This window comes from Flavobacterium sp. W1B, from assembly GCF_047344965.1.
Classification (GTDB): Bacteria; Bacteroidota; Bacteroidia; order Flavobacteriales; family Flavobacteriaceae; genus Flavobacterium.
In genome coordinates this window covers 1,485,067-1,498,126 of record NZ_CP178845.1, presented here as the reverse complement: position 1 = coordinate 1,498,126, position 13,060 = coordinate 1,485,067, and the positions used below count along the sequence as shown (strand labels likewise).

13 protein-coding genes are annotated in these 13,060 nt (G+C 34.0%); 5 read left to right on the top strand and 8 right to left on the bottom strand.

Translation table 11 applies throughout. The features are described 5' to 3' along the window. Positions 1-55 precede the first annotated feature (55 nt). Complete coding sequence (gene groL / locus ACMDB5_RS06610) at positions 56-1,684, top strand: chaperonin GroEL (RefSeq protein WP_414000218.1); 1,629 nt, start codon at positions 56-58, stop codon at positions 1,682-1,684. A gap of 115 nt (positions 1,685-1,799) precedes the next feature. Here the strand turns inward: groL and ACMDB5_RS06605 are convergent, their stop codons facing one another. The 8 genes from ACMDB5_RS06605 to xrtF form a co-directional block, all read right to left on the bottom strand. After that, on the bottom strand, positions 1,800-2,489 hold the full coding sequence (locus tag ACMDB5_RS06605; protein ID WP_414000217.1) for a DedA family protein: 690 nt from the start codon (positions 2,487-2,489) through the stop codon (positions 1,800-1,802). Positions 2,490-2,630: 141 nt separating this feature from the next. After that, a complete protein-coding gene (locus ACMDB5_RS06600; protein ID WP_414000216.1) occupies positions 2,631-2,972 on the bottom strand; it encodes a heavy-metal-associated domain-containing protein in 342 nt (113 codons plus the stop codon). Positions 2,973-2,993: 21 nt separating this feature from the next. Beyond that, complete coding sequence (locus ACMDB5_RS06595) at positions 2,994-5,006, bottom strand: TonB-dependent receptor plug domain-containing protein (RefSeq protein WP_414000215.1); 2,013 nt, start codon at positions 5,004-5,006, stop codon at positions 2,994-2,996. Positions 5,007-5,078: 72 nt separating this feature from the next. After that, positions 5,079-5,492, bottom strand: a complete 414-nt coding sequence (locus tag ACMDB5_RS06590) for an HYC_CC_PP family protein (protein ID WP_414000214.1) — start codon at positions 5,490-5,492, stop codon at positions 5,079-5,081. A 53-nt stretch (positions 5,493-5,545) separates the two neighbouring features. After that, positions 5,546-6,901, bottom strand: coding sequence for an MBL fold metallo-hydrolase (locus tag ACMDB5_RS06585; protein ID WP_414000213.1), 1,356 nt, complete (start codon positions 6,899-6,901; stop codon positions 5,546-5,548). Positions 6,902-6,929: 28 nt separating this feature from the next. Then, a complete protein-coding gene (locus ACMDB5_RS06580) occupies positions 6,930-7,769 on the bottom strand; it encodes a restriction endonuclease (RefSeq protein ID WP_414000212.1) in 840 nt (279 codons plus the stop codon). A gap of 59 nt (positions 7,770-7,828) precedes the next feature. Then, positions 7,829-8,272, bottom strand: a complete 444-nt coding sequence (locus ACMDB5_RS06575) for an exosortase F system-associated membrane protein (RefSeq protein ID WP_414000211.1) — start codon at positions 8,270-8,272, stop codon at positions 7,829-7,831. Beyond that, positions 8,247-8,798 carry an exosortase family protein XrtF gene (gene xrtF, locus ACMDB5_RS06570; protein ID WP_414000210.1) on the bottom strand — a complete coding sequence of 184 codons (552 nt, stop codon included), beginning with the start codon at positions 8,796-8,798 and terminating at the stop codon, positions 8,247-8,249. Before xrtF ends, ACMDB5_RS06575 begins: the two co-directional genes overlap by 26 nt. 72 nt (positions 8,799-8,870) lie before the next feature. Between xrtF and ACMDB5_RS06565 the strand changes: the two genes are divergently transcribed. The 4 genes from ACMDB5_RS06565 (at position 8,871) to ACMDB5_RS06550 (ending at position 13,013) form a co-directional block, all read left to right on the top strand. Next, complete coding sequence (locus tag ACMDB5_RS06565) at positions 8,871-9,326, top strand: GAF domain-containing protein (protein ID WP_414000209.1); 456 nt, start codon at positions 8,871-8,873, stop codon at positions 9,324-9,326. A gap of 34 nt (positions 9,327-9,360) precedes the next feature. Further along, entirely contained in the window at positions 9,361-10,311 is a 951-nt protein-coding gene (locus ACMDB5_RS06560; RefSeq protein ID WP_414000208.1) for a TonB family protein, read from the top strand. Between the two features lie 123 nt (positions 10,312-10,434). Beyond that, positions 10,435-10,701 (top strand): 30S ribosomal protein S15, encoded by a 267-nt coding sequence (gene rpsO, locus ACMDB5_RS06555; RefSeq protein WP_367755033.1) that lies wholly within the window; start codon positions 10,435-10,437, stop codon positions 10,699-10,701. A gap of 176 nt (positions 10,702-10,877) precedes the next feature. Continuing rightward, the gene (locus tag ACMDB5_RS06550) at positions 10,878-13,013 is read left to right on the top strand and encodes a polyribonucleotide nucleotidyltransferase (RefSeq protein WP_414000207.1); all 2,136 of its coding nucleotides are present in this window, start codon (positions 10,878-10,880) and stop codon (positions 13,011-13,013) included. Positions 13,014-13,060: the final 47 nt, after the last annotated feature.

The following is a 13,060-nucleotide window of genomic DNA, read 5'->3' as shown; positions in this document are numbered from 1 at the left end:
CCGCAGTCAGGAAAAAGCATAAAACCTAAAGCCTACTGCCTAAAGCAATTTAAAAATGGCAAAAGACATAAAATTTGATATAGAAGCACGTGACGGATTAAAACGTGGTGTTGATGCATTGGCAAATGCAGTAAAAGTAACCCTAGGACCAAAAGGTCGTAATGTAATCATTGGAAAATCTTTTGGAGGACCAACAGTTACTAAAGATGGTGTTTCTGTTGCAAAAGAAATCGAATTAAAAGACCCATTAGAAAACATGGGAGCTCAAATGGTTAAAGAAGTAGCTTCTAAAACCAACGATTTAGCCGGAGACGGAACAACGACTGCTACCGTTTTAGCACAAGCAATCGTAAAAGAAGGTTTGAAAAACGTTGCCGCAGGCGCAAATCCAATGGATCTAAAAAGAGGAATTGACAAAGCAGTTGAAGCTATTGTTGCTGACCTTGCAAAGCAATCTAAAATGGTTGGAAGTGATTCTGATAAAATCAAACAAATTGCATCAATCTCTGCTAACAATGACGAAGTAATTGGCGAATTAATTGCTAATGCTTTTGCAAAAGTTGGTAAAGAAGGTGTAATTACTGTTGAAGAAGCCAAAGGAACGGATACTTACGTTGATGTTGTTGAAGGAATGCAATTTGACAGAGGTTATCTTTCTCCATATTTTGTTACAAATCCTGAGAAAATGGAAGTTGAATTAGACTCTCCATACATCTTATTATATGATAAAAAAGTATCTTCTTTAAAAGAATTACTACCTGTTTTAGAGCCAGTTGCTCAATCAGGAAAACCATTATTAATTATTGCCGAAGATGTTGATGGCGAAGCTTTGTCAACATTAGTAGTAAACAAATTACGTGGTGCTCTTAAAATTGCTGCTGTAAAAGCTCCTGGTTTTGGAGACAGAAGAAAAGCAATGTTAGAAGATATCGCAATCTTAACAGGTGGAACTGTAATTTCTGAAGAAAGAGGATATACTTTAGAAAATACCACTCTCGAAATGTTAGGAACTGCAAAAAGAGTAACTATCGACAAAGACAACACTACAATTGTAAGTGGTGCTGGTGAAGCTGACATGATCAAAAATCGTGTGAACCAAATCAAAGGTCAGATGGAAACTACTACATCTGATTATGATAAAGAAAAATTGCAAGAGCGTTTAGCTAAATTAGCTGGTGGTGTTGCTGTTCTTTATGTTGGAGCCGCTTCTGAAGTTGAAATGAAAGAGAAAAAAGACAGAGTTGATGACGCTTTACACGCTACTCGCGCTGCTGTTGAAGAAGGAATTGTTGCTGGCGGAGGTGTGGCTTTATTAAGAGCTAAAAATGCTTTAGCTGACTTAAAAGCAGACAATGCTGACGAAGCAACCGGAATCCAAATTGTATCTCGCGCTATTGAATCTCCATTAAGAACTATTGTTGAAAATGCAGGTCTTGAAGGTTCTGTAGTTGTTGCAAAAGTTGCTGAAGGTTCTGGTGATTTTGGATACAATGCAAAAACTGACGAATATGTAGATATGCTAAAAGCTGGAATTATTGATCCTAAAAAAGTAACTCGTGTTGCACTTGAGAATGCTGCATCTGTTTCTGGAATGATCTTAACTACAGAATGTGCATTAATCGATATTAAAGAAGAAAACGCTGGCGGAATGCCAATGGGTGGCGGTATGCCGGGAATGATGTAATATCAGACTTTCTTGAAAATAAAAAATCCGTCTCGTTATCTAACGAGACGGATTTTTTTATTATATAAAACTGATTTTTTTGAGAAACCAATTAAAACGCTATATAGATTATTTTCTATTTACCTTCTTCCGTTACAGGACTTTTTTTAGCAAATTTAAGAAGCACTGGTAAAAGTGTAAGAACCACCAAACCAATAACGATCAATTCAATATGCTCTTTCAAATCAATTTCATAGTTATCAAGCAAAAATCCATACAGATAATGCCCTGCGAAAATTAAAGTAAATGACCACACTATAGAACTCACCACATTATAAAACATGAACTTCTTCTTTTCCATAGTCACAATTCCGGCTACAATTGGCGCAAAAGTCCTAAAAATAGGCAAGAATCTAGCAAAAATAATAGCTCTTCCACCATGTCTTTCAAAAAAGTCTTTGGACTGAACGAGGTATTTTTTCTTAAACCAGAAAGAATCCTGTTTATTATACAAATAGTAACCGCTTTTAGAACCAAACCAGTAACCTATCATATTACCCAAAATACCAGCCACTGCCACCATTGACGACAAAAGCACAACATTTACAAAATCACTTTCAATAAATAATATATTTTCAATTAACTCCCTATTATAAATTCCTGCAAGAAAAAGCAAGCTATCTCCTGGCAAAAAGAAACCGGCAAAAAGTCCTGTTTCAGCAAATACAATAAATAAAACTATGTAAATCCCCATTTTTACCCCATTAATATCAAAATGAATATAAAATAGTGGGTCAATCAAATTTTTCCAATCAAAATCGCTCATTCTTTATGTTTTTTATGCTAAAATAATTCGTGCGTGAAAGTAATGATAAATTACAACAACAACAATTTATTGATTCGTTTTAAAGTTTTATTAACTATTAATTTAAAGAAAAATCCAAGGCTTACGCCTTGGATTCTAAAACTAATTTCTTTCGTACATGCAACAGCCATGAAGATTATCATAATCCTCTTTAGTCGCCTTAACATCTTTTGTATCATGTCCCACTTTTGCAACTGCTTTCTCAACATCCAAAAGTGCTGTTTTTTGCTCGTTTAAAATCAAGCCCAATACATGTGTATTAATATCCCAAGTCGCTGACTTTACTCCCGAAACAGCATAAGCAGCTTTCTCTATTCGCTTTTTACACATCTCACAATTACCATTAACGGTAACATTATGTTTGGCGTTTTTATTCTTTTTTTCTTGTGCTTGAGTGCTCAATCCTATAAACAGCACGGCCATCATTATAATTACTTTTTTCATTCTTTAATATTTATTAAAAGTTTATTTAATTTTAAAACGCAATCCTGCGTAATACATTTGACCAAAAACAGGCGCATACACAATTGAAGTATCAAAAGTAGTTCCAAAAGGATTACCAGCGCCAAGAATTGCTTTTTCTTGTTTGTAATTTCCAATGTTCTCCCCTCCGACATAAACCTCAAAAGTAGAAGAAAAAGTTCTAGTAATCTGTGCATTCATCACAGAAAAAGAAGGTGAAAAATCCGGCAGTCTATCCTCCGTTGGATTCCCATTAGTTGAAGGCAATTGCTGTTTTCCTAGCCAATTTAAAGTATAATCAAATTTCCATTGCTTTCCTTTTTCTACAATATGCGTTTCATAAGCTAAATTACCAAAAAAACGATGTTTCGCTTGCAGCGGTCTTTGAAAGCTTCCAGATAAATAATCGGTTTGAATATCGTAATACTTATAGGCGGTTCGAAGACTAAAATGTTTGGCTAGTTCATAATTAAACTCCACTTGCAAACTATTAGCAATAGATTTTCCATTCAAATTATAAAACAAAACCTGTTGTGGGCTTTCAAATAAATCAACCACTGCCTGATTTTTGAAATCGGTTCTATAAAAATCAAATCCAAAATCACCTCCCCTATTAAACAAGCTAAATCCCTGCATAAAACTCACTCCGTAGTTCCAAGCAATTTCAGGATTTAATCCATAATTTTTTCCGCCGGTATTTAAAATATCAAATGTTCTTGAGCTCGCAAAAAGCTGTTGGTTCTCTGCAAAAATATTAGCACTTCTCTTGCCTCTTCCTGCCGAGAATCTTAAAACCCCTTTCTCCCAAGGATTGTACCTAGCGTGCAATCTTGGCGTAGCAAAAGTTCCCAAACGATTATGATTATCGACCCTTGCTCCTAGAACTAAACTAAAATCATCGGAGTTATCATAGGTGTATTCAAAAAAAGCACCAATCGAATTATCAATTCTGCTATAATCAACAACATTCACAAATTCAGCATATGCATCGTATGCAAAATTCAAACCCGTAGCAAATTTATGCATGGTATTATTGATTATCGAATTGAAAATCAAATTTGAATAATAGCTTTTTTGCTTGATATTGTACTGATTCAACCCAAAATAAGAATCTTGGTCATGGCTGTTGAAAGCATTTTGAAAACCAAAACTTTGATAAGGCATCTCCGGAAAAACATAACCCAACTTAGTGGAAACATCAATACGCTCCGTGTTTATTTCTGAACCCCAATAATTGGTTGTTCCTTTATCTCTATCAGGATCAAATCCTAATTCGCCCGTTTGTTTTTTGTCATTCATATAACGGAAATTAACAAAACTCACCCAGCCTTTTTCAGCATCAGTATATTGCCAACGATTCAATACATTGATTTGTTTCCCTAATGGATTATCCAAAAAACCATCTTCATTCATATCGTTTTTAGAAACCCTAGCGTTTCCGTGAACAAAAAGACTACTACTCCATTTATCGGAAATTTTCCTATTGAAATGAGTATTCAATTCAAATCTGGAATCCGTTGACCCATAAACATTCAAGAAAAAAGGAATATCGTTTATTGGCTTAATCAATTCTGTGTTTATTTGCCCCGAAATGCTTTCAAAACCATTCACAACAGATCCTGCTCCTTTGGTGATTTGAATACTTTCGACCCAAGTACCTGGCGTAAATGACAAACCATACGCTTGAGAAGCTCCTCGAACAGATGGAATATTCTCTTCGGTAATCATCAAGTAAGGACTCGTCAAGCCGAGCATTTTTATCTGCTTAGTTCCCGTTAAAGCATCGGAAAAGCTAACATCAATAGAAGGATTGGTCTCAAAGCTTTCGGCAAGATTACAACAAGCAGCTTTGAGTAATTCCTTGCTCGTAAGCGTAGTTGTATTTGAAGTTAAGGTATACGATTTTTTTAAGCTTTTACGCGTTGTTTTAACTTTAATTTCCTGTAAAGTATCTTGAGAATAGGAATTAAAAGCGCACAACAAAAACAACAAAAGCATTGTAATTTGTTTATTCATGATATAATTTTAATGTTTTAAAAAGTTTTTTTTAGCCACAATAAGTAGCTAACCCTTATATAAACATTAAAATCAGGCGTAGAAAATATATTGGTTGTATAATTTAAAAAAAGGAGGTGCGTTTGCATCACAAAAATAAGGAGGTACTGAGTAAACTTTAAAATTTGAAGTTGATAAAAAAACAGCAGGTCTCCATTCATGCACCAGAATAGCAATTGCTATACTAGAAAAGAATTTTTTTACAACAAAGTTATCTGAATTTTTCTCAAAATGAACAACTTTATCCTTACAACATTCCTCTTTGGTTTTTGAAACAACACTACAACAAGCTTTTTCAGCACTTTGCTCAACTGAGGTTTTTTTTAAATAGACTGGAGCAACAGAAGCAATTTCGCCGCCACAATAATGCACATTTATAGCCAATCCCAAATTGGAAACCAATAAGAAAATTGCTAAAAGTAAACTAATGTGCTTCTTAAACTTCATACAGCAAAAATAACAATTTAATATCTTTTTTACAGTTAAATACATGTTAAAAATTAAATCTCAAACTCTTGTCCCATCAAAGCAACCGTACAATCAAAACCATAATGTTCATGAATTTTTATACGAAGCTCATCTGCCGGCTGGTTCTCGCCATGAACCAAAAACACTTTCGTAGGTTTATTCTCCAAGGCTGAAAGCCAATTCAGTAAATCTTTCTGATCTCCATGCGCCGACAAGCCTTCTATTTCAAGAACTTTTGCCAATACAGGATAATACTTACCATGAATTTTAATTTCTTTGGCTCCTTCGATTAATTTTCTGCCACGCGTTCCTTCTGCCTGATAACCTACAATAATGACTGTCGTTTCAGGCAAACCAATATAGTGTTCTAAATAACTCAAAACTCTTCCGCCAGTCACCATTCCGCTTGCCGCAATCACAACTTTAGGATTTTTATCGTAAATAGCTTCTATTGTGTCTTTATAATCCGTAATCATCACAAACATCTTACTCATTGCTATACACTCATCCAATGTTAGCTTATGCCATTTCAAATTATTAAAAAAAACATCAAAAGCCCCAACTCCCATTGGAGAATCTATAATATAAGGAATATCAGGAATTTTATTTTCCTGTTTAAGTTGCCATAATAAGTACATAATCGTTTGAGCTCGTTCTACTGCAAAACTAGGAATGATGGTTGTGCCGCCTTTTTCAAAAGTATTATTAATATACATCTCTAGCTCTAACTTAGCATCAGTATCGGGATGAAGTCTATCACCATAGGTACTTTCAAGAAATACATAATCTGCTTTTTTAGGCTTGGTTGGCGGATACATTAAGGCATCATTATCCCGACCAACATCGCCCGAGAAAACCAAGGTTTTATTTTCAAGCATTAATTCAATGCTACACGCACCTATAATGTGACCCGCAGTGATAAAAACAGCCTCGATTTGAGCATCCAAAGGAACAGCCTCATTGGTTTTAATCACTCTAAAAAAAGGAAAAACTTTTTCAGCTTGCTTTACATCATAAAGAGGTTCCGCAATCTCATGCTTGGAATAATTTCCTTTATTAGCTTTCTCCGCTTCTTCTTCTTGAATTTTAGCACTGTCTAGCAGAATTAGCTTTGAAATTTCTTTTGTAGGTCCTGTGCAATAAATCTTCCCCTTAAAACCTTGATCTACCAATCTTGGCAGCCAACCACAATGATCTAAATGCCCATGAGTTAACAAAACAAAATCTATTGTTGATGGCAAAACTGGCAAAGGCTCCCAATTGAGTTCCCGCAAAGGCTTTATCCCTTGAAACAAGCCACAATCAATCAAAATCCGAATTCCATTGCTTTCTACTAATGTTTTTGAACCAGTTACAGTTCCGGCTCCTCCAATAAATTTAATTTTCATGACATTGTTTTTTAAAGATCAATAAAATTCAAAGCTTTAAAACGCATCGGCTTAACTCTCTTACTTCTTTCAAAACATTTTTTATCCTTGCTGCACTTAAGCCAATTTTCTCCAAACAATTCGAATTATTCATTATTTCCTTAACCAAAATAATATCCAGAATTAACAACTTATCTTTTTCTGCAATAGAAAGTGTAGTCAAACAGGTTACAGGATAAAGACAATCAATATCGTTTTTTGTTTTCAAATTGTCATTTTTTGGATAATCCCAACTCAACAAACTCATTCCAGAACACTTTGCAAACTCGGTAGCATCCGAAGTAAATCTATTATTGGTAACAATCCAGCATTTAGAAACCGTTTCTTCTTTAGAAAAAATGACATGTTCTTTTCCTTTCAAATCATTAAATCTAGAAAGAACATACAAAGGGACTTTTATATCAGAAGCAGCTTCTCGACCAGCATGAAACTTACACTCTACCATGGCTATTACATCGTTTTTTTTTACCAAAACGTCTATTTCATGAGACACACATCTACCTTGCAGAATTAAATTATTTCGTATTTCGTATTTTTCTGCAGAAAAAAGCCGTGCAATATATTTTTCAAAGAAAAAACCAGCAGGACCCAATAATTGAAGGGCCGCTCTTAAATTATAACGAGCGGCATGTGAATTTGCTTCCTTTTTCAATAAACCGAAAGCTCTTTTGTAAATATGCTTTGTAGCGATCCCTTCGTAAATTTCCTTGTTAATTTTATTTACAATATCATCAACAATCAGCGAATCAGCACCCGATTTCATTAGTGACTTCCTAAGTTTTTCAGGTTCAAAATCAACTACATCTCCCGAGTGTTTAACTATTTTCATTACGCTCAATTAATTGAAATACAACCAAATAACAATCAATTAAAGATAAACAAAAAAAATCACATATTTAATTTTTGATAATAAAATGCTGGGATAAACAATAAGGCAAAAAGAGGCTGTATAAGGAAACGCCTCACATAAAAAAGCATCAAGTTATTTGTTTCTCCATAAAAATAAATAATAGCATAGAAACAGAAAATCAAAATCAAGAAGAAAAGAAGATATAAAAACAAAGCAAATTTCGCCATTGAAACATCTTTAAAAAGAGCGTAGATCAACGCTATCGATATTAAGCAGTTTAGCGAATATCTAAAAAGCAAACCGAAAAACAATTTAATCGGACTATAAGAAGGAAGAGACAAACCACTAAAATCACTTCTAAAATAACTCAAAAAGGGATCATAAAACAAATAATCCTCAAAAGCGCGTACTAAGGCAAACAGAAGAATAAAAAACAATCCGAACACAATTCTTATCTTATGTTTCAGCAGTATTTTTAGCATATAAAGAGAATTTACGAATCCAGATTATCCATAAAACAAAAACAACTCCATAAATAAATAGCGGAAAAACAACTCCATGAATTATTGAATTTTGACTCGGAAAAAAATACAATAAAGCAGATAATACAGCAATTCGCACCACATTTAATACATAAACAGATAAGCTTCCTAAAACAATAAAAGACAAAGTATATTTCAATCTTCCTGAAAACGACACTACAAATGAAGCAAACAAAATAATCACACTTATTGCATTACAACCCTCAATTATTCGGGCTACATATTGTTGATTATAAAACAACCGAATATATGACTCCGATTTATCTTTCTCGATCGCCACATCAGCATCAAACAAATTCATCAGTTGCTTTGTATTATCGGCCACTAGTTGAGTAACAAAATCGACCTTATTGTTATCAAAACTTTCCAAAAACTTTTGATAAACCAAGGTAAGTATAATATATGTCAAAAAAAACTTTGTCAAAAAAAGCAAAAAAGGCCTATACAGAGTAAAGTATTTTTTCAAAATCTATTTTTTTAACAAATTTATATAATTTTCAAAAGGTACTTTAAATACTTTTACAAAAAAAATAAAAACATGACATTTCAGGAATTAAAACCAAAAGTATCCGCAATTACATTAGACCAAAAACTTTCGAAAGACGAAAAACTTTTAGCTGTCTGTCAACTTTTAAATAAAAATATAGAGTACTACAACTGGGTTGGGTTTTATTTTGCAAATCACGACACCCAAACCCTACACTTAGGACCATATATTGGAGCCGAAACGGATCACACCGTAATTCCTTTTGGAAAAGGTATTTGCGGACAAGTGGCTGTTTCCAACAATAATTTTGTTGTGCCCGATGTTGCCGCCCAAGACAATTACATCGCCTGCAGTTTTACGGTAAAATCCGAAATTGTTGTTCCATTATTTGTTAACGGAAAAAACATTGGCCAAATAGACATTGACAGTCATGTAATTGATCCATTTACAGAAGCTGACGAGCGATTTTTAGAATTTGTAAACGAAGAGATTGCCAAATTGTACTAAAATTTTTACATTTGTTTTTCATCAAAACCAAACAATGAAAAACAAGCTATATACAATTGCACTACTCTTAATTACAAGCATCGCTTTTTCGCAAACTTCTAAAGCTATCAGCGCGAAGATTTTCCTAGATTCACTGGGTAGTCAAACTTCAGAAGCAAATCATAAATACTATAGAATAATTAGAAATTATAATTTAGAAAGCGATAGCTATGTGATTAACGATTACTACAAATCAGGAAAAATAAAAATGAAAGGCATCTCTACAAACAGAGACAACCTCAAGAGAGAAGGCGCTTTCATCAACTATTATGAAAACGGGAATAAAAAATCTATTTCAAATTATAAAAATAATACACAATATGGAATCCAATATAATTATTTTGATGATGGAACCATTCAGGGTGTAAATGAAGTTATAGAGAACCATTCCGAACTTGTGGATAATTATAAGATAATTCAATTTTGGAATAAAGAGCGTGAACAAAAAGTAATTAATGGCAATGGAGAATACGAAACAACAGACAGCGCTGGTATCTATTTAAAAGGAAGAATTAAAGACGGATTAAAAGATGGAGAATGGCAAGGTTACAGCAAATCGTTCAGTATGAAATTCATCGAATTTTATACTGAAGGAAAATTAGTTTCAGGAATAACAACTGATTCTAACGGTATAGAATTGCCTTACACAGCCTTATTTGAAAAACCAAAATCAGAAAAAGGAATAGAACATTTTTATAAGTATGTTGGTAATAATTTAATAATACCAAAGGAAGCTTTAATAAATAGAATTTCAGGAAAAATCTATTTATTATTTACTATTGAAAAAAACGGAAGCGTTGTTGATGTAAGAGTTCTAAAAGGACTAGATAACGAGCTAGACAAAGAAGCTATAAGAGTGATAAAAAACTATAAAAAGTGGGTTCCTGGAAAAATGAGAGGCGTACCTGTAAGAGTCTCCCATACCATTCCAATTACCATTGTATAAACCAATTAGGGAAACCACACAAAAGTCATTAATTCTATTTGTCAATTCAAAATTTTGTTTTACTTTTGCCACCGTCTTACAATAGCTGTATGACATACATAAAAATCATTAAATAATATTGGAATGTATTTAACTAAAGAGATTAAAGAAGAAATCTTCGCACAACACGGAGAAAAAACAAACACTGGAAAAGCTGAAGCACAAATTGCTTTATTCACTTTCAGAATTAGTCACCTAACTGAGCACTTGAAAAAAAATCGTCATGATTACAATACTGAGCGTTCATTAGTATTATTAGTAGGTAAAAGAAGATCTTTGTTGGATTACTTGAAAAAGAAAGAAATCAACAGATATCGTGAAATTATCAAAGTATTGGGTATTAGAAAATAATCAATATAAAAAAAGAGGTGCGAAAGTGCCTCTTTTTGTTTTTACAGATTGTATTTATTTACAATTATTTTATTAAGAAAAAAAGTTTGGTTTTTCATTGGGTTTTAGGCATTAACTACGCAAACAACAACTACAACACAACTAGAACCCATGTTTAACTAATTATAATTAAATTTATGATTCCACAATTATTTGTAGAAAGTATCGATTTAGGTGATGGCAGAAACATCACAATCGAGACAGGTCGTTTAGCCAAACAAGCGGACGGATCTGTAGTAGTAAGAATAGGAAAAACTGTTATTTTAGGAACAGTAGTTTCTTCAAGGAAAGCAAGTCCAGGTATCGATTTTTTACCTCTTACGGTAGATTACCGTGAAAAATTTGCTGCAGCTGGACGTTTCCCAGGTGGCTTTTTCAAAAGAGAAGCAAGACCAAGTGACAGCGAAGTATTAACAATGCGCCTAGTTGACCGTGTTTTACGTCCACTTTTCCCAGATGATTACCATGCAGAAGTGCAAGTTATGATTCAGTTAATGTCTTATGACGAAGATGTAATGCCAGATGCATTAGCAGGTTTAGCCGCTTCAGCAGCTTTAGCTTTGTCTGACATTCCTTTCGAAACTTTAATCTCTGAAGCTAGAGTTGGTAGAATTGATGGAAAATTCATCATCAACCCAAGTCGCGCTCAATTAGCATTATCAGATATTGATATGATGATTGGGGCTTCAATGGATTCTATCGCAATGGTAGAAGGAGAGATGAAAGAAATTTCGGAAGCGGAAATGTTAGAAGCAATTAAATTTGCACACGAACATATCAAAAATCAAATTTCAGCTCAACTACGTTTGCAAGCTGCTTTTGGGAAAAAAGAAGTTCGTACTTACGAAACTGAAAAAACAGATGACGCTATTTATGCTAAAGTAAAAGCAGCATCTTATGATAAAATTTATGCTATTGCAAGTAAAGGTTCTTCAAAACAAGAACGTACTGCTGCATTTGCAGAGGTAAAAGAAGAAGTAAAAGCTTTATTTACAGAAGAAGAATTGGCAGAAAATGGCGATTTAGTTTCTAAATACTTTTACAAAACAAACAAAGAAGCTGTTCGTAACGTAACCCTAGATTTAGGAACACGTTTAGATGGAAGAAAAACTACAGAAATCAGACCAATCTGGTCAGAAGTAGATTATTTACCATCTGTACACGGATCTGCATTGTTTACACGTGGAGAAACGCAAGCATTGGCAACAGCAACTTTAGGAACTTCTAGAGAAGCAAACCAAATCGACTCTCCATCGGAACAAGGTGAAGAAAAATTCTACTTGCATTATAACTTCCCTCCTTTCTCAACTGGTGAAGCACGTCCTTTAAGAGGAACTTCAAGAAGAGAAGTTGGTCACGGAAACTTGGCGCAAAGAGCATTAAAAAACATGATCCCTGCTGATTGTCCTTATACCATTCGTGTGGTATCTGAAGTATTAGAATCTAATGGTTCTTCTTCTATGGCAACAGTTTGTGCTGGAACATTATCTTTGATGGATGCTGGTATTCAAATGATTCGTCCAGTTTCTGGAATTGCAATGGGATTGATTACCGACGGAGAACGTTTTGCTGTATTGTCTGATATTCTTGGTGATGAAGATCACTTAGGAGATATGGACTTTAAAGTAACTGGAACTTCTGTAGGAATCACAGCTTGTCAAATGGACATAAAAATTGATGGATTGAAATACGAGATTATGGAAGCAGCTTTAGCTCAAGCTAGAGATGGTCGTTTGCATATTCTTGGAAAATTAATCGAAACTTTAGCAGCTCCAAAAGAAGATGTTAAACCTTATGCTCCAAAAATTATCACTAGAACAATTCCTGGAAACTTTATTGGTGCTTTGATTGGACCTGGTGGAAAAGTGATTCAAGAATTACAGAAAGCTACTGGAACTACAATCGTTATCAACGAAGTTGATGAGCAAGGTGTAATCGAAATCTTAGGAACGGATCCCGCAGGTATTGAAGCAGTATTGGCTAAAATTAAGTCAATCACTTTCAAACCACAAATGGGTGAAGCTTACGAAGTGAAAGTAATCAAAATGCTAGATTTTGGTGCTGTAGTTGAATATACTGCTGCTCCAGGAAACGAAGTTTTATTACACGTATCTGAATTGGCATGGGAACGTACAGAAAACGTTGCCGATGTAGTTAAAATGGGAGATGTTTTCGAAGTGAAATACTTAGGACTTGACCCAAAAACTAGAAAAGAAAAAGTGTCTAAAAAAGCACTTATGCCAAGACCTCCACGCGAGGAGAAAAAAGAGTAATCAGATCTTAGTTTACTAAAGGTTTATTTATAGAAAACCCCAATTCA